The sequence below is a fragment of the Pannus brasiliensis CCIBt3594 genome (assembly GCF_036688125.1).
Lineage (GTDB): Bacteria > Cyanobacteriota > Cyanobacteriia > Cyanobacteriales > Microcystaceae > Pannus > Pannus brasiliensis.
Genome location: NZ_JBAFSM010000081.1, coordinates 1 through 15,863, shown reverse-complemented (window position 1 = coordinate 15,863; position 15,863 = coordinate 1). Strand labels below are relative to the sequence as shown.

The following is a 15,863-nucleotide window of genomic DNA, read 5'->3' as shown; positions in this document are numbered from 1 at the left end:
CCCGAACTTGCCTTAACCGGCACGGGGTCTTGCTATTCATGCAGGAGGTCTATTGTAGATTCTCGAAAAAGGAACTACAGTCGGGAGGATCGGATAGCGTAGGGGCGAGGTCTCCTCGCCCGACCTGTAGCTATCGCGTTATTAACCGATTATTCACCGATAATTTGCTCGAAATCCCGTAAATTTTCTTTCAAGTAACTGGTGATCGATTCGAGACGCTTTTTCTCGGCTTCCGAAAGTTTATCGCCCTTATGTTTCAACTCGAAATAACGCTTAGTAGAGGTCGCCAAGCGTATCGTTTTTCCCAGTTCTTCCAACGCGCTAAAGTACGCGACGGCGGTATTCGAGGGAGTCAGGGGATAACCGGCGGTTTTATTGTAAGCCTCCAAGACTTCCGTGGCTAATCGCTTCTCGATCTCTCCCGGCGCTAGAGTGATCCCTTTTTTGATGTTGACGACAATATAGGGACTGACGGGTTGATTGTTGGTCGAGGTGATCGTTCCATCTGTCTGCATTCGCAGGTGTTCTAACTCGACTTCTTCAAAGAAAAAGGCGTAAGCCCCCGTCTGTAAAGGCGCCTCTCCGATGCTCGGCTCTTGCTCTTGATCGATCGGGTAGAGAGCGAAATCTGCGGTTTTAATTTGAGATTTGAAGTCAGCGTCAACGATCGTCTTAATAATATTGTTGACTCCTTCTAAAGCGGCTTCCGCTAACGTTGTATAAGGAACGAGTGCGGGAAATGCTCCACCGACTTCATGAGAAATTTGTCGTAACGATTGAGTTACTTTTTCGATTTTTGATTTTCCTAATCCCTGACAAAAACTACTAAACGAGAGATACAATCTTTGAGAGTTTTTGTCCTTCTGAAAATCTTCGATAGTCGCTACATTCTCCGCCCAGATCGTGGTCACGTTTCCCGCTCTAACATCTGCTCCGAGATTATCGATACGATCGAGATAATGGGCTTTAAGGATGGGTTTTTCGATATCTCCCAACCCCATCTGACTCACGACGGCGAAATAATCGTTATCGAACTGTCCCGCCTTATAATGATTTTTGTATTTCGTGTACAGTTGCCGGGAGATGGTATTAATAGAGATCGTGAAATCTTCAGCCGCCGATATCAAAGCGTTATCATCTCTGATGTAAGGATCGCGGAGCGGGCCGGGTTGGGAAATCGGTACTCTGCCAATAGTCACGGGTGCCATTTTAGGTACTCTCCGTATTGATAAATGTTTAGTTATTGAAAAAACTTTCCAACTAGCCTCTCTCGCTAGTCGCCGCATCTTCCCGAGGGTAGATTTATTCCTGTCTATCGTAATCATAGCATACCGATCGATAGAGCGCCCGAGCGCGGCCGACCTGAAACGTGAACTCGTCTTTTTAGGCTCGAAAATTTCACAGATCTTATTGAAGATCTGTAAACGCGAATCCCTGAATTAAATTTTAAAAAAATCTAAAATTCTCGGAAAAATTTGACGGTAGAAAAATACCAGAGACCTCTTGCGGAATTCAACAATTGTCGTGTGGTTAGGGAGTCAGGAGTCAGGAGGAAGAATAACGAATATTAGAGATCGAAATTGCGGAAAACACCGTTTTGTCTTACAAAATCTCTGTTTTTAAAGTTTGTAGGCTTCCAAAAACGAATTCTGCAAGAGGTCACAGATAATCTACATTTAACCCGCGTTTCTTCCCGTTTACGGTCACGCGAGAACCCCTCTTCTAGCGCCCTCTCCGCGACGGATCGACCGGGAAAAAAATGGCGATCGAGAGTTCGATCGCCGAGTCCATTACCATCATTTATTTGTTTTGTCAATTACTTTTCCATAAGACTATTCCGCGGTTTTCGTCGGGAAAACGCCCGGCTCTACGGTTAACGGAATCGGATTGCCGTCTCGATCGACCTCGAGATCCAGTTTCGCGCCGATCGAACTTTTCTCCACGCCTTCCTGTACGTCCGAGGCCGTTTTTACCGCTTCCCCGCCGACTTTCAGGATAATATCCCCCGGTTGGAGTCCCGCCCTCGACGCGGGCGAATTCTCGACCACGCGCAGGACGATCACCCCCTCGTCGCGTTTGATATTAAATTTTAATTCCCGGCTTTCGTTCAACTGCTGGCGGATTTCCGGCGATAGCGTGACCATGTGAATACCGATGTAGGGATGTTCCGCTTTTCCCTTACTCGATAGCTGGGTCGCGACTTTCCGCGCCGTTTCGATGGGAATCGCGAACCCTAACCCCTGCGCGTCGGCGCGAATGGCGGTATTGATGCCGATCACTTCCCCGTTAGCGTTTAACAGCGGCCCGCCAGAATTGCCGGGGTTGATCGCCGCGTCAGTTTGAATGAAACGCACCCGTTTTTCGGGAACCCCGACTTCCGAACTGGTGCGGCCGAGCGCGCTGATAATACCCACCGTGACCGTATTATCCAAGCCTAACGGGTTGCCGATAGCGATCGCCCATTCCCCCGGAATTAACGCTTCCGCGTTGCCGAAAGTCACGGTCGGTAAATTTTCCGCCTCGATCTTGACCACGGCCACATCGGTCATCGAATCGACTCCCAACACTTTCCCCTGATAGGTCTGACCGTTTTTCAGCGTCACTTTCACCCGATCGGCCCCTTCCACGACGTGAGCGTTGGTTAACAGGAGTCCGTCCTCGCTAATCAGGAATCCCGAACCCGTCCCCCGTTCTAAATGTTCCTTCGGGGTGGGGATCTCGCCGCCGAAAAAGCGACGGAAAAAGGGATTTTTCAATTCGTCCGGCACTTGCTCGGCCACTTCCCGCGACGAGTCGAGTCGCACTACCGCCGGCCCCACTTTCTGCACCGCGCGGGCGATAAAATTCACGTTCTCGTCCCCCGGTTGGGAGATCGCGGGCAAACTGAGCGCCGTAGGGACAGTTTCGGCGGTATTCCGTTCTATTCGAGGATTTTTCGCGTTCAAATACTGGTTGCCCAACACGCCCGCCGCACCGCCGAGAACGAGTAAAGTCACGGACATTCCCAATTGTTTGAATGATAAACTCATACGATCTAGCCTTAAAACGAAGTGCGGTGGTCGGGGCGGCAGGAATAATCTATCCCTAATTATAGGCTTTCCTCCCGATGACGAGATAGCCCTCCGCGGAACTTCGCGCCGAAACCTTTCATCGTTTAGGGGTACAATCACAGGACAGTTCCCCGTCAAGCCGAATTTTAGATCCATGCAGTTGTTCGATCGAATCCGTTTGGGAGTCGCCGTCGCGGTCGCCAAAACCGTCACCGCCACGGTAAAAGCCTTACGTCTGGGGGCGGCGAGTGTCCTCCCCGGAGAGATCGCCCGTCGTCTCCACCCGCGTCTATTACCTCTCCTCTGTTCCCAAGTCCGTCACGGGGTTATTTTAATCGTCGGGACGAACGGCAAAACGACCACCTCTCTGCTGTTACGGACGATTTTAGAGCGTCAGAGTGCGAAAATCACCCATAACGCCACGGGAGCGAATTTAATCAACGGTTTAATCACCGCCCTACTCGCGGACGCGAATTTATTCGGTACGTTGAACGCGGATTACGCCATTCTCGAAGTGGACGAGAATATTCTGCCTTTATTATTAAAAGATTGTCGCCCGAGAGCGATCGTCGCGTTGAATTTATTCCGCGATCAATTGGATCGATACGGGGAAGTGGATACGATCAGTCGTCGCTGGCAGGCGGCGATCGCTCCCCTCCCCACCGATACCGCGATTATCCTCAACGCGGACGATCCCACCCTCTCCCATCTCGGTCAACAGTTACCGCAAAAAGTTCTCTATTTCGGCTTAAGTGAACCGGAGTTATATCTCGACGAAATCCCCCACGCGGTAGATTCGATTTACTGTCCGAAATGCGGCGCGTCGTTGGATTATCGGGGCGTGTATCTGTCGCACCTCGGCGATTTTTCCTGTCCGAGTTGCGGTTTCCGCAAGAGTCAACCCGCGTTTCATAGCCACGATTGGCCGCAGATTCTCATCGGGGTTTATAACAAGTACAACACTCTCGCGGCGGGATTGGTGGCGCGGGAAGTGGGGATTATCGATGGCGAGATCTTCGAGACGGTTCACAACTTTAAAGCGGCTTTCGGTCGCGCGGAAGAGTTATTGATCGACGGGAAAAAAGTCCGCATCCTACTTTCTAAAAATCCGGTGGGGATGAACGAAACGATCCGCGCGGTGGCCGATATGCAGAAGAAAGAAAAGTCTTCGACCACGTTATTAGTGTTGAACGATCGCATTCCCGACGGAACCGATGTCTCGTGGATCTGGGACGTGGATACGGAGAAATTGGCCCGTTTGGGGACGACGTTGGTAATTTGCGGCGATCGGGTGTACGATATGGCTCTCCGTTTGCAGTATAGCCTCGACGATCTCTCCTTCCCGGTGAAATCGATCGTCGAACCGGATCTGAAAACGGCGATTCAAACCGCGCTCGATCGCACCGCGCCGGACGAAACCCTACACATCCTTCCCACCTATTCCGCCATGCTAGAAGTCCGCGAGATTCTAACCGGGAGAAAGATTTTGTAAAGGATTCATTCAATATCGATAACTTTCCGATTAAATCCCCGATTTAATTTTCTCGATCGAAACTTCTATCTAACTTTCTCCCTCCTGCCTCCTGCCTCCTGCCTCCTAAAATTCCCATGCAACAAGAACTAACTATCGGCTGGCTGTATCCTACCCTGATGAGTACCTACGGCGATCGGGGGAACGTGATCACCATTCAACGGCGCTGTCAGTGGCGCGGGATTCCCGTCTCGATCATACCCCTGGACGCGGCTACCGACGCGGAGACTTTTTATCAAGTCGATATTATCGTCGGCGGTGGCGCGCAGGATCGACAACAGGAAATCGTCATGCGCGATTTACAGGGACGCAAGGCGGAAGCGATGAGAAATCAGTTAGAAAAAGGGATTCCCGGCGTTTTTACCTGCGGATCGCCGCAATTGTTGGGACATTATTACGAACCCGCTTTCGGACAGCGGATCGATGGGTTGGGCTTGCTGGATATGGTCAGTAAACACCCCGGCCCGGACGCGAAACGCTGTATCGGTAACGTGGTTTTCGAGATCACGGCCTCTCCCCTCGCGGAAGAATTACGGGCGATGACGGGGACGCGGCCGATCGTGATCGGCTTTGAAAATCACGGGGGACGGACGTATTTAAACTCGGTCTCGCCGTTGGGGAAGGTGATCGCGGGATACGGCAATAACGGCGAGGACGGTTACGAGGGCGCGTTTTACCGCAACGCGATCGCTACCTATTCCCACGGGCCCCTTTTACCGAAAAATCCCTTTCTCGCCGACTGGTTGATTCAAAAAGCGCTAGAACAGAAGTATCAAGAGACGGTTTCCTTAACAAAACTTGATGATTCGTTGGCGGAACGGGCGCGATCTTCGATGTTCGATCGCCTGGAAGTGAAAGACGCGGCCCGATAACGCCTAAACTGATGGTATAAACGGATGGCGGGAACCGTCAGACCGTCCATTCGGAGTTTCATTTCTTAACCCGTTTAATTATGACTGGAAAAATCATCGATCGTGGAACGGCGGGATTTCTTGTCCTGATCATTCCCCTCGCGGTGGGGATCGTTCTTCTATTCACCGCTTGGCCGTTCATCCTGCTTTTCGTGCTGTTAACCGTGGCCGTGAAGGTATGGCAGGACTATCGCTGGTCGAAACTATCCACGGTGGTAAATCCTTATTTCAACCAACTGTTGCAGGAATATCAGGGCTGTCTAACCCCGATCGATCTCGCCACGAAAACCAATCTTCCCGCGAGAACCGCCCGTCAATTTTTAGAGAGAAAAGCTGACGAGTTCGGGGCGCTGAAAAAGACGGTCGGGGAGAAAGGAACGGTCTATTACTTCATCACCGCGAGTACCCTGGGAAGTATTTTGGACGATAGCGAACCGGTCGCGGAAGAGACGGAAATGATCGAACCCCCGAAAGCCGAGGTCGCCGCTATCCCCCCGACTTCACGACCGACGGTTCCCCCCGTCCCTCCCGCTACCGGTCTCGGCAAGCTGTTGGATGAGGTCGAGGAACCCGCCCCTCCCGCACCAGTTACCAATCTCGGTAAGTTGTTGGATGAGGTCGAGGAAACCGCGCCCGAACCGGTTCCCGCGAGTCCCCCCGTCGAGGCAAGTAAACCCGCGCGCGAACCGATGGTTCTCTCGGATCTGGCGAAACGGTTAGGAGTTACCCCTGCGGCGTTGGGAAAACGCAAAAATTCCCCGGAGTTCGCCGATTGGAGCCGGAGCAAAGACCCGGATGGCGTTGCCTGGCAATATCTTCCGGAAGAGACGATGTTCGCGGCGATCGAGGAATAATTTTCTAGGGTGGGTAGTACCCACCTTATTTTTTGCTCTTCAGTCGATCGCTTCCGGGATCACTTTCGGGATAATTTTTTCGATTCGATCGCCCTCTTTCTTTCTCGCCTCGTACAGATCGCGACGAATTTGCAGATTTAACCAGAAATCCGGGGAAACCTGAAAATATTTCGCTAATCGAAGCGCGGTACTCGCGGTAATCCCCCGACGGCCGTTGATAATTTCGTTGACTCGTTGGTAAGGAACCCCGATCGCGTCGGCCAACTGGCGTTGTGTGATGCCCATCGGTTCTAAAAATTCTTCTTTCAGCATCTCGCCGGGATGCGTGGGTTCTCTATGGGTGGGAATACGAATCATTTTCGCTTTAGTGATAGTCAACAATTTCAACTTTGTCCGGACCGTCTACCGTCCAAATGAAGCAAATTCGATACCGATCGTTAATTCGGATACTGTACTGACCTTGCCGATCTCCCGCTAGAGCTTTTAATCGGTTATTCGGGGGGACACGAAGATCTTCTAGTGTTGTTGCCGAATCGAGTAGATCGAGTTTTCGCCTCGCCACGTCCCATAGATGACCAGGGCAGAGCTTTCGCGCCTTTTGGGTCTGTCTGCCATTGAATATGTCTTCAGTAGCGGTATCCCGAAACGAGATAATCATACTAACATGGTAACACGGTTATCATGTTATAGTAACTCTGGCGAGAAAAGATCTGTCAGTCAATCCGTATTTTCGATCGAGAGTAATCAAACGCGGAAAAGATTATCGAGCGCGGACGGACGCTCACTTCGATCGCCCCGTATTTTTTTGCATCGCGGCTTACAATATAGGTAGAGAACAGTAGTCGATCGGTTCTTCTCGCTCCACGAGAGGGGGACGTATGAAACGGACACTTCTACCGCTCGCGATCTTTTTCGGTTTTAATCTGGTCGGTATCGCTTCGATCGATAGTTTTCTCCGTCCTGCCGTAGCGGGAGGTTTTGTACCTCCGAGGGTGATTAACGCGCTCGCTCAACCTAACAGTTCGGAACGTTTTTTCGAGGAAGGACGGCAACGGTTAGAACGAGAAATTCAACTTCTACGACAGGGAGTTTACGCGCGGGATTCCGAGATTCTGAAGATCGATCCGGCCGTGTTCGATCGATCCTCGAACTCTCATCCATTAGAACCGGGAGCGCTCGATCGAATGTCCGGGCCACGAGAGCCGAATTCGCCCGCTCAACCGCTTAACCCGTAAGATTTTCGATCGCTATTTCCGGTGGGAAACCTCGATCACCGTATGCACGTTCCCCCTAGGGGTAAAATCTCCTTTAACCTTCATCTCTAAAGGATCGCAAGCGGCCACTAAATCGTCAAGGATCTGGTTTATCGATTCCTCGTGAGAGATATAGCGATCGCGATAACTATTGATATACAGTTTAATCGCTTTCAACTCCACTACCCTCCCATCGGGAACGTAGGAAACATAAATCGTCGCGAAATCCGGATAGCCGGAAAAAGGACATTTACAGGTAAATTCCGGCAGGGTGATATGAATATCGTAACGACGACCGGGGCGGGGATTGGGGAAGGTGAGTAATTTTCCCTCTTCAATTTCTCTCTCGCCGTATTTCATTTCGGGTTTCTCGGAAGACTGAACCATCGCGCCACCTAACTAAACACAGTTTTCTATCATAACTCAACCGACGGGAGGGAGTTCTAAAGGAATCGCTCCCATGATGCCCTTACGGAAATCGTTGAGAATTTGCATGGTGGCGCGTTCTTTGTCTTCCTTGTATCTCGTCTGTGCCAAGCGCTCGATAAATTCTTCCCCCGTCATCGTCCGGGGATCTAACGCGTAACGGGATTTTAAAATCTCGTCGTATTGCATTTCTACCACTAAATCGACGAGAGCGGCGGTGATGCGCTGATTATCGTATCCCGCGTCGCCGATATCCTCGCAGATAGCTAATTTTACCGCGTCCTCCTGTTTATCTAGCCGCGAGGGAATGATCCCCGGCGCGTCGAGCAGTTCCAGGGTGTCGGAGATGCGTACCCATTGCAGTTGTCGTGTTACCCCGGCGCGTCGGGCGCTGGCGACGACTTTTCGACCGAGTAAACGGTTAATTAACGCCGATTTGCCGACGTTTGGTAAACCGATGACTACCGCGCGCACCGGACGCGGTAATAAACCCCGATTTTTCCGTTTTTCGTTGATTTCTTCGCCCACTTCCCGCGCCGCTTTGAGAATGGCTTTCACTCCCTCTCCCTGTTTGGCGTTGGTGAAATAGATCGTTTCCCCTTGACTTTTGAACCAAGATACCCATGCCTGACGGGCCGATTCGGGAATCATATCGACACGGTTGAGGACGAGGAGACGGGGTTTACTGCCGATCCAGTCGTTGACGCGGGGGTGATGGGAGGCGAGGGGAATTCTCGCGTCGAGGACTTCGAGGACGACATCGACGAGTTTTAGGTGTTCTTTTAGCTGTCTCTCGGCTTTGGCGATATGGCCGGGATACCATTGAATCAACGACATGGGAGTGGGGGGCAAAAATTCGATTGTATCAGGGGGAAGGAAACTTCTGTCGATCGATCGAGTGTCCGAGAGGGCGGGAGGCGGGTTTTTGGAGGGAAACCCGGACTCCCGGCGAGAACTTTTCCCGTAAGCTTGTAACCCGTCGGTTTCCAGTTAATTCTAGATTGGCGAGCCAGATGAAATATTTTGTCGGGATTATTTTGGTTTTGTCGGTAAATTTCTGGATGGTTCCGCCCGCTTCCGCCGATTTCTGTCGCGCTTATCAAGGCCGCGAGATCTGTATTCTCCGCATCCAACGGAGCGCGAAGAATTATCGCGAGTATCGCGCGGTGGTGAAGGTCGATGGAGTGAAGCGATCGCTGGAAACCTACGATTGTCGGCAGAAAATTCGCGTCTCGCGCTCCGGTGAGATTGTCCCGTTCACCGAAGATAGTACCGGCGAGTCGATCTGTCAGGTACTAGAAAAAAACGTCGATTGATTTTATCACGTTGTCGGGATAGATATAGCGAGCGATCGCCTCACTTTTGTAGGAGGTTGAATACCGAATCTCCCGAAACCTCCCGGACTTGCCGGTAACGGGGAAAGGGTAAAGGTGGACGGAATTTGCCTTTTCTCCTTCCCCTTCGCCCCACCGGTATCCCCGCTCTTCACGCGCGGAAAATAGCGATCGAAATTACTCCGGGATAAACTTCAACGCGGCCCCGTTCATACAGTACCGTTGTCCGGTCGGTTTCGGGCCGTCCTTGAAAACATGACCCAGATGCCCCCCGCACCGGCTACAGTGTACCTCCACGCGGGTCATGAAAAGCGATCGATCGATCGAGGTTCCGATCGCTCCCTCGATCGGCGCGTAGAAGCTAGGCCAACCGGTTCCACTGTTGTATTTGGTTTCCGAGAAAAAAAGCGGGAGTTCACACCCGGCACAAACGTAAGTTCCCTTGCCGTACTGTTTATCCAGAGGGCTAGTTCCCGCTCTTTCCGTGCCGTGTTGACGTAGAACCCGAAATTGTTCCGGGGTGAGAAGGGTTTGCCATTCCCGATCCGTTTTCGTGATTTCAAAGTCTGAATTCGCGGTAGCCATGTCTTCGGTATTCCTCCGGGAAAAATAATTAGATAATCCGATCGTAACGCTCGCGGCGGCACTCGCCCGCAAAAAAGATCGTTTGTTCATGTCGGTGTTCGGTATTCCGGGAAAATAACCCATCTACCCGCGGGGGAGCGATGGTACTATCTCTCGATCGTCCACGAATTCCCCGAATCTCTCCTGAAGGAGATCTTAACAACTCTTGAGAAATTCAGGCTCCGGTCCTGTTCTCCGGGTAGCGGGACAAAAATCCTTCGCGAGAGGGATGTCAATCCCCGATCGATCTCCGTCCCGATCGCGATCGAAAAGCGATAACAACATCGGCGAGAAGTTAACGCGTGTTAACGACTGACCCTCGTGATCGATCGAGGAATACTTCGCTATCGTGCCGAATTCAAGGCACCACCTAGATTTGAACCGGGGGTAAAGGTTTTACAGACCTCGCGCGACCTCGATTTTTCCAGACTTCTAGCCGAGGAACAGGAAGATCGGAAAGAGAGAGCCGTTGACGGTTGCTAATATATCTATATCTTGTCTCCTTGATGTACACTTCGATCGATGCCGCGTGGAGATAGGCTCTCGCTCGATCGAGATGCTCCTCGAACCGGAACGGGGCGAGGAGCGCCCGCTTTTTTCGTCTAAAGTCCCGTTCGATCGAACGCCCGCGATAATATCTGTGACAATCGTGAAACTGTCCTGTCGGGCGTTCAAAAAAATAACGAAACGTGTTATTGAATATAATAGTGTGGGGAGAAAAAGTTATAGCGATCGAAAAGCCTTCGGGGTCGAAACACGGCAAGACTCCCGAAGGTTTTTCGATGGAGATCGGAAACGATCGGTAACGTGGCGAGCCGTCAAAATTCGAGATTTTCCCATCGCCGAGCGCTCACACGGCGACTACCGCCAAAAAAGCGGATTTAGCGGCGGCCTGTTCGGCGGCTTTTTTCGATCGACCCCTACCCGTTCCCAAGCGCTCGTCGTTGAGCCACACCTCGGCGTTAAAACGTTCCCCGTCCTTGGTCGCGGTTTCCGTGACCCGATATTCGGGTAATCGTTTAAATTTCGCCTGTGTCCATTCCTGTAGGGCATCTTTATAATTCTGTCGCGCCGGATCTCGACGTATCTCCGCCGCTTTCTCTTTTAACGCCTCGTCGAGCCAGACACGTACCAGTCCCATCGTGCGGGTGCTGAGATACAAAGCCCCTAAAACCGCCTCGAACGCGTCCGCTAGACGGGAAATCCGGCCCGCCCGATCGAGATTCACGCTACTCGCGGCCAGTAAATACCGCTCCAGACCGTAACTCTCGGCGAACTCGGCTAGAGTTCGATCGCTGACCATCATCGATCGGAGCGCGGCGAATTCCCCCACCGGCTCACCCGGGTAGGTTTCTAGCAGAACCTCCGCCGCGGCCAATCTCACCACCGAATCGCCGACGAATTCTAACTGTTCATAATTTTTTTCGCGCGAGATACTGGGATGGGTCAGGGCGAGATCGAGTAACGACCAATTGACAGGAGCCGTTTCCGGTAATCCCAATTTTTGCACGAACGTTTTTAGCTGTTTTTCTCGACGCGGATCGCTTAACGACATTCACTATGGGAACCTAATCAGGAACGGGGAAGGAGAGAGTTAGACATAAGCCGAATTCTGTTCTCGCGGTGGGGGAGAAAAATTTCTTTCCCTCCCTCCCGCGTGGGGATCATCTATCTGGGACAGAAGTTACCCCCTGCCTCTAGCGGTTCCTAAGCGCGGGACGGGAAAAAGACCAACCCTTGTCCCTCCACCTTGCTCCCGACCGGGGTTTACCGAGCCAGTACCTCTCGATACTGCTGGTGCGCTCTTACCGACACCTTTGCACCCTTACCCTCTCTCTCGCGAAAAAGGGCGGTATTTTTCTGTGGCACTTTCCTCGCGCTCGCGCGCACTGGGCGTTACCCAGCGGGTCCGGTCTTTCGGGAGTTCGGACTTTCCTCGGATTCCTCGATTCGATTCCTCCGCGATCCCTCGCTAACTCTCTCCTATTTTCTAGTATTACGCGCACTCGCCCCGATCGCTAATTTCGATCGGGATATTTCCCGAAAAAGTCGCTCGGCATAGAAAAAAGGTGAACCTCCAACCTCTCGCGAAATTCAAGAATTGTCGAGTGGTTGAGGCGTGGTGTCGCGGGTGCTGTCGGGGCGGGTTTAGCCGACGGATCGGGAGGAAACGTTATCTGGACAACAAAATCCGCCTTTTCCCGCCCCTACAGGAGCTAGGAGGAGGAAGGAGAACTAAAAATCTCATAAAAAGACAAAAAAGCTTTTTCTGGCAAATATTCCCCAAAATATAGGTTTTGACTTGATGTTGACTTCCAACTCTCACGTTGACCAGAGATCTATATAGGCAATCCCATCATTAAAACGGAAAAGATCGATCGGTCCATCCGGCCGACCCCTCGATCGGGACGGGTCGGTAAAACGGCGCGCGCCGAATTTCGAGAGCGACTTTCCCTCACCGACGCGGGAATCCTAATATAGAACTATTCGCTTCCGCTTTCCACCTACCATGCCTTTCTCTTCTCGTGTCGAGATCGTTCGTGCCGCCTCGTCGGGTAAGGTGATTTCCTTTCCCACCGATACCGTTCCCGCGTTAGCTGTCTCGCCCGCTTATTCGCCCGCGATCTTCCACCTCAAACAACGTCAACCCGATAAACCGTTAATTCTCATGGCGGCCTCGGAATCGGATATCCGGGCTTATGTTACGGGAACGGGGGAAGAATGGCAGATCTGGCGGGAAATCATGGAAAAATACTGGCCGGGGCAATTAACCCTCGTGTTACCGGCTTCGGAAAAAGTACCGCGGGCGATGAATCCGCTCGACCCGACGACGATCGGTGTCCGTATCCCCGACAGTTCGATCGCCCGAGAAATCCTAGCGGAAACCGGCGCGTTAGCCACTACCAGCGCCAATCGATCGGGGGAGAGTCCTTTATTAACCGCGACGGATATCGAGCGAACTTTTCCGGGAGTGTATGTTTTAGAGTCGGGGAATTGGAACGCGAACAGTAGCGGTCAACCCTCGACCGTCGCGCGCTGGAACGGGAACGGTTGGGATATTTTACGACAGGGAAAAATTATTTTGTGAATCGATAATTTTTTGCCCGTCTCCTTCTCCCGAATCCTGAATACCGGCTCCTGTCTCCTTTCTCCGCGAGAGATCCGAACTTCCGCGCGGGGGGTTAAATAAGGACACGTACCCCCCCTAGTAAAAACAAGCTCACCGATTCTAGGGCGCGGGGTACGTGTCGCGAAATTCTGTTACCGATCGACGGAACCGGTTCACGCGGCGCGGTTGTAGAGGATGGTATGATTCGCCGGTGCCGGATAGCCGGCTTCCCCGAAGGTCATGTGGATGAGTTTATTCGTATCGAAATACACCTGCCAGTAGTGCGCGTTATCGCAGTAGGGACGTACCGCTAACAGGGGGCCGATGGTGTTAAATTCGAGGATTTCCACGTCGGGAGCGGGATTCGAGAGAACGTTGGGAATATCGCCGAGTTTTTTCTTTAACAGGTCGATCGCTTCCCCGGCATTCACCCCGTAGCTGACTTGCGCGGTCAGATCGACGCGGCGGAAGGGATTCGCGGAAAAATTCTGAATGTTACCCGAAAAAATGCTGTTATTGCCGACGGTCGTTTTAATATTGTCGGGAGTATTGATCGTGGTCGCGAAAAGACCGATTTCCTCGACCGTACCCGTCACCCCACCGGCACTGACAAAGTCGCCCACTTTGAAAGGACGCAACATCACCAAAAAAGCCCCGGCCGCGAAGTTCGCCAACAATCCCCCCCAGGCGGCCCCGATCGCCACACCCGCGGCCGCCAGAAGCGCGGCGAAAGAGGTGGTTTCCACGCCGAAGAACCCGAGAAGCGCGACGATCAGAACGATCTGTAAGGCGATGCCGATAAAGGAAACGACATAGCGCACGATCGTCGGATCGATATTGCCCTTGACGAGACTGGATCGAAGTAGGTTAGTCGCTAGACCGATCAACCATTTGCCGATCAGCCAGAGCGCGATCGCCCCGATCAGCTTGAACCCGAAGCCGATCGCCAGATCTTTGATAAAGCTGACTTGATTACTAACCGCGGTAGTATCCATTGTCTACATCCTAAAGAGATAGATTCAAAAATTCAACTAGGATTATAGAAGAATTCGCGGGTTTCGGCTATTTTCTCGGGAACGCCCGAGATGATGGCGGTTACGGGGGCGAGCGACAGAAGAGATCGATCGGGTCGATCGTTTTCCCGACTCCCGAACTCTCCCGGCCGGCAGGTGTCAGAGGATCTTGAACTCCCACCAAACACTTTTCCCCCGCGGAGAGGAGGCTCGTAACCGGTTGGTTTCGGGCCGAACTCGGTGTACAGTGTAAAAAAAGCGGGTAACGCGACTCGAACGCGCGACATTCACCTTGGGAAGGTGACGTTCTACCACTGAACTATACCCGCGAAAGCATTTTTAAGTATAGCATCGACCGTCGCGCGAGAGCAACCGCTCTAAACCCGCTTCCATTACCGCGAGCGTCTGCCCCGACACGCTAAACATCAACGCCTCGCGATAGACTCGTCCGGCGGGGTGATCGATCGAGTTCGCCGCGCCACCGGACGCGATCACCGCGGCCCGCGCGCAGAGTCCGGCAAGTTCGATCGCCCTTCCCCGGAGGAATAATTTCTCCTCGAACGAAGCCTCGCTCGCGTCCCTCATTTTCTGACGGCAGAGATTCACGTCCTCTTCTAGCCGTTCTAGAGCGTTAGCGATCGATTCGGTCCGTTTTTGCCGGTAAACCTCCCGCAGTACATCCAAACCGGCGAGAGCGCACCCGATCGAGTAAAAGCCATGATGCAGGACATTGTGGCGATCGTTCTCGTGAATCGCCGCCGCGCTCTCGATTTTCACCACCCGTTCCTCCGCGAGAAAATACCGGTTTAACGTGGCCTTGACCGTATTCGTCACCCCCAGCGCGATCAGTTGCATCGGTTCCCCGAATCGGATACCCGCGTCATCGGCTAGGGGAACCAAACCGTAGAGCGCCCGGCCGTCCGGTAATGTCGCCCCGATTATAAAAGCCTCGAAAAATCCCCGGCCGGTGATCCACGGAACCTCGCCGGTCAATTGATAGCCCCCCGTCACCGGAAACGCCCTCAGCGGGGGTTCTCCCGATCGCCGCAATTGGGAAAAACCGACCCCGACTAATTTCTCTCCCCGCGCCAGATACGGTAAATACGCTCGCTGTAACATTTCGTTATGGCCCGCCGCGAGGAATCCCCCCGCGCTCTGGTGTTGCGTTTGTAGGAAGGCCAAAGCCCCCGAATAGCGCGCGGCGAGGATCTGAAATTCCGGGAAATCGCCGGCATCTAAAGGATTCCCGCCCCATTTTTCGGGAACTTTCAAGGCGAGGAGCGATCGATCGCCCATGCCCCGTAATGCCTCCCGTAGCGCTACCGGGGAGCGATCGATCTCCCCCGCGGCCGGCGCGACGATATTCTCGAAATAGTCCCGGGCGATGGTCAACAATGCCGATGATCCGGTCATAGACAGCGATTCTCGTACCTCTGACCGGATCTTAACCCGATTTTCGAGAGTCGAACTACCGGTGTATCGGAACGCTGGAGCGGGGGGTTTTCGATCCCTCGATCGTTACCGGATCTTCCTCGGGATAGGAAGGGGTCGGGGAAAATAGGCTAGACTCTCGATCGGCTCGGGGAGATGAAGTTTTCGCTTTCCGTGAATCTACAGCCCTTCGCGCGATATGAAAATACGGGTCTGAAGGTAAAACCCTTATTTGGCAAGGTTTCTAGGAGCGAGAATGTACTGGACGGATGTGAAAAGGGCTGTAACGCTCTTTTATCACTATGGGGAGGTTAGAATTAAGAAAAA

16 protein-coding genes, 1 tRNA gene and 1 other RNA gene are annotated in these 15,863 nt (G+C 52.6%); 6 read left to right on the top strand and 12 right to left on the bottom strand.

Annotated features, from left to right (window positions below; translation table 11 throughout):
• Nucleotides 1–149 precede the first annotated feature (149 nt).
• Together V0288_RS23875 and V0288_RS23870 are read right to left on the bottom strand one after the other, a co-directional pair.
• Complete coding sequence (locus V0288_RS23875) at nt 150–1,208, bottom strand: hypothetical protein (protein ID WP_332867697.1); 1,059 nt, start codon at nt 1,206–1,208, stop codon at nt 150–152.
• A gap of 624 nt (nt 1,209–1,832) precedes the next feature.
• A complete protein-coding gene (locus tag V0288_RS23870) occupies nt 1,833–3,029 on the bottom strand; it encodes an HhoA/HhoB/HtrA family serine endopeptidase (protein ID WP_332867696.1) in 1,197 nt (398 codons plus the stop codon).
• A gap of 175 nt (nt 3,030–3,204) precedes the next feature.
• On the opposite strand from V0288_RS23870, the gene V0288_RS23865 reads away from it, so the two are divergent.
• The 3 genes from V0288_RS23865 to V0288_RS23855 all read left to right on the top strand — a co-directional run bounded on the left by V0288_RS23865 (nt 3,205) and on the right by V0288_RS23855 (nt 6,346).
• Complete coding sequence (locus V0288_RS23865) at nt 3,205–4,542, top strand: Mur ligase family protein (RefSeq protein ID WP_332867695.1); 1,338 nt, start codon at nt 3,205–3,207, stop codon at nt 4,540–4,542.
• Between the two features lie 116 nt (nt 4,543–4,658).
• Complete coding sequence (locus V0288_RS23860; protein ID WP_332867694.1) at nt 4,659–5,453, top strand: type 1 glutamine amidotransferase; 795 nt, start codon at nt 4,659–4,661, stop codon at nt 5,451–5,453.
• Nucleotides 5,454–5,533: 80 nt separating this feature from the next.
• Nucleotides 5,534–6,346 carry a hypothetical protein gene (locus V0288_RS23855; protein WP_332867693.1) on the top strand — a complete coding sequence of 271 codons (813 nt, stop codon included), beginning with the start codon at nt 5,534–5,536 and terminating at the stop codon, nt 6,344–6,346.
• Between the two features lie 39 nt (nt 6,347–6,385).
• Here V0288_RS23855 and V0288_RS23850 read toward each other — a convergent pair whose 3' ends face one another.
• Both V0288_RS23850 and V0288_RS23845 read right to left on the bottom strand, forming a co-directional pair.
• A complete protein-coding gene (locus V0288_RS23850) occupies nt 6,386–6,703 on the bottom strand; it encodes a HigA family addiction module antitoxin (protein WP_332867692.1) in 318 nt (105 codons plus the stop codon).
• A gap of 7 nt (nt 6,704–6,710) precedes the next feature.
• Entirely contained in the window at nt 6,711–7,004 is a 294-nt protein-coding gene (locus V0288_RS23845) for a type II toxin-antitoxin system RelE/ParE family toxin (RefSeq protein WP_332867691.1), read from the bottom strand.
• A gap of 220 nt (nt 7,005–7,224) precedes the next feature.
• Here V0288_RS23845 and V0288_RS23840 point away from each other — a divergent pair, with 220 nt between their 5' ends.
• Nucleotides 7,225–7,581 (top strand): hypothetical protein, encoded by a 357-nt coding sequence (locus V0288_RS23840; protein ID WP_332867690.1) that lies wholly within the window; start codon nt 7,225–7,227, stop codon nt 7,579–7,581.
• 12 nt (nt 7,582–7,593) lie between these two features.
• Here the strand turns inward: V0288_RS23840 and queF are convergent, their stop codons facing one another.
• Nucleotides 7,594–7,986 carry a preQ(1) synthase gene (gene queF, locus V0288_RS23835; RefSeq protein WP_332867689.1) on the bottom strand — a complete coding sequence of 131 codons (393 nt, stop codon included), beginning with the start codon at nt 7,984–7,986 and terminating at the stop codon, nt 7,594–7,596.
• 36 nt (nt 7,987–8,022) lie between these two features.
• Complete coding sequence (ylqF, locus tag V0288_RS23830; RefSeq protein WP_332867698.1) at nt 8,023–8,862, bottom strand: ribosome biogenesis GTPase YlqF; 840 nt, start codon at nt 8,860–8,862, stop codon at nt 8,023–8,025.
• 176 nt (nt 8,863–9,038) lie between these two features.
• On the opposite strand from ylqF, the gene V0288_RS23825 reads away from it, so the two are divergent.
• Nucleotides 9,039–9,341, top strand: a complete 303-nt coding sequence (locus V0288_RS23825; protein ID WP_332867688.1) for a hypothetical protein — start codon at nt 9,039–9,041, stop codon at nt 9,339–9,341.
• A gap of 195 nt (nt 9,342–9,536) precedes the next feature.
• Here the strand turns inward: V0288_RS23825 and msrB are convergent, their stop codons facing one another.
• The 3 genes from msrB to rnpB form a co-directional block, all read right to left on the bottom strand.
• Nucleotides 9,537–9,944, bottom strand: a complete 408-nt coding sequence (msrB, locus tag V0288_RS23820; RefSeq protein WP_479687457.1) for a peptide-methionine (R)-S-oxide reductase MsrB — start codon at nt 9,942–9,944, stop codon at nt 9,537–9,539.
• 889 nt (nt 9,945–10,833) lie between these two features.
• Nucleotides 10,834–11,538, bottom strand: a complete 705-nt coding sequence (gene rnc / locus V0288_RS23815) for a ribonuclease III (protein WP_332867686.1) — start codon at nt 11,536–11,538, stop codon at nt 10,834–10,836.
• A gap of 30 nt (nt 11,539–11,568) precedes the next feature.
• An RNA gene (rnpB, locus tag V0288_RS23810) (RNase P RNA component class A) lies at nt 11,569–11,964 on the bottom strand.
• Nucleotides 11,965–12,492: 528 nt separating this feature from the next.
• Here rnpB and V0288_RS23805 point away from each other — a divergent pair.
• Nucleotides 12,493–13,071 (top strand): L-threonylcarbamoyladenylate synthase, encoded by a 579-nt coding sequence (locus V0288_RS23805; protein WP_332867685.1) that lies wholly within the window; start codon nt 12,493–12,495, stop codon nt 13,069–13,071.
• 194 nt (nt 13,072–13,265) lie between these two features.
• Here the strand turns inward: V0288_RS23805 and V0288_RS23800 are convergent, their stop codons facing one another.
• The 3 genes from V0288_RS23800 to V0288_RS23790 form a co-directional block, all read right to left on the bottom strand.
• A complete protein-coding gene (locus tag V0288_RS23800; RefSeq protein ID WP_332867684.1) occupies nt 13,266–14,087 on the bottom strand; it encodes a mechanosensitive ion channel family protein in 822 nt (273 codons plus the stop codon).
• 275 nt (nt 14,088–14,362) lie between these two features.
• A tRNA-Gly gene (locus tag V0288_RS23795) sits at nt 14,363–14,434 on the bottom strand.
• A 10-nt stretch (nt 14,435–14,444) separates the two neighbouring features.
• Nucleotides 14,445–15,518, bottom strand: a complete 1,074-nt coding sequence (locus V0288_RS23790) for an acyl-CoA dehydrogenase family protein (protein ID WP_332867683.1) — start codon at nt 15,516–15,518, stop codon at nt 14,445–14,447.
• Between the last annotated feature and the right edge of the window lie 345 nt (nt 15,519–15,863).

Coding starts and splice junctions, on each gene's coding strand:
- V0288_RS23790 (WP_332867683.1), bottom strand. CDS start 15,518: ATGACCGGATCATCGGCATTGTTGACCATCGCCCGGGACTATTTCGAG.
- V0288_RS23805 (WP_332867685.1), top strand. CDS start 12,493: ATGCCTTTCTCTTCTCGTGTCGAGATCGTTCGTGCCGCCTCGTCGGGT.
- V0288_RS23845 (WP_332867691.1), bottom strand. CDS start 7,004: ATGATTATCTCGTTTCGGGATACCGCTACTGAAGACATATTCAATGGC.
- V0288_RS23825 (WP_332867688.1), top strand. CDS start 9,039: ATGAAATATTTTGTCGGGATTATTTTGGTTTTGTCGGTAAATTTCTGG.
- V0288_RS23865 (WP_332867695.1), top strand. CDS start 3,205: ATGCAGTTGTTCGATCGAATCCGTTTGGGAGTCGCCGTCGCGGTCGCC.
- V0288_RS23860 (WP_332867694.1), top strand. CDS start 4,659: ATGCAACAAGAACTAACTATCGGCTGGCTGTATCCTACCCTGATGAGT.
- V0288_RS23850 (WP_332867692.1), bottom strand. CDS start 6,703: ATGATTCGTATTCCCACCCATAGAGAACCCACGCATCCCGGCGAGATG.
- ylqF (WP_332867698.1), bottom strand. CDS start 8,862: ATGTCGTTGATTCAATGGTATCCCGGCCATATCGCCAAAGCCGAGAGA.
- V0288_RS23870 (WP_332867696.1), bottom strand. CDS start 3,029: ATGAGTTTATCATTCAAACAATTGGGAATGTCCGTGACTTTACTCGTT.
- V0288_RS23855 (WP_332867693.1), top strand. CDS start 5,534: ATGACTGGAAAAATCATCGATCGTGGAACGGCGGGATTTCTTGTCCTG.
- V0288_RS23840 (WP_332867690.1), top strand. CDS start 7,225: ATGAAACGGACACTTCTACCGCTCGCGATCTTTTTCGGTTTTAATCTG.
- rnc (WP_332867686.1), bottom strand. CDS start 11,538: ATGTCGTTAAGCGATCCGCGTCGAGAAAAACAGCTAAAAACGTTCGTG.
- V0288_RS23800 (WP_332867684.1), bottom strand. CDS start 14,087: ATGGATACTACCGCGGTTAGTAATCAAGTCAGCTTTATCAAAGATCTG.
- queF (WP_332867689.1), bottom strand. CDS start 7,986: ATGGTTCAGTCTTCCGAGAAACCCGAAATGAAATACGGCGAGAGAGAA.
- msrB (WP_479687457.1), bottom strand. CDS start 9,944: ATGGCTACCGCGAATTCAGACTTTGAAATCACGAAAACGGATCGGGAA.
- V0288_RS23875 (WP_332867697.1), bottom strand. CDS start 1,208: ATGGCACCCGTGACTATTGGCAGAGTACCGATTTCCCAACCCGGCCCG.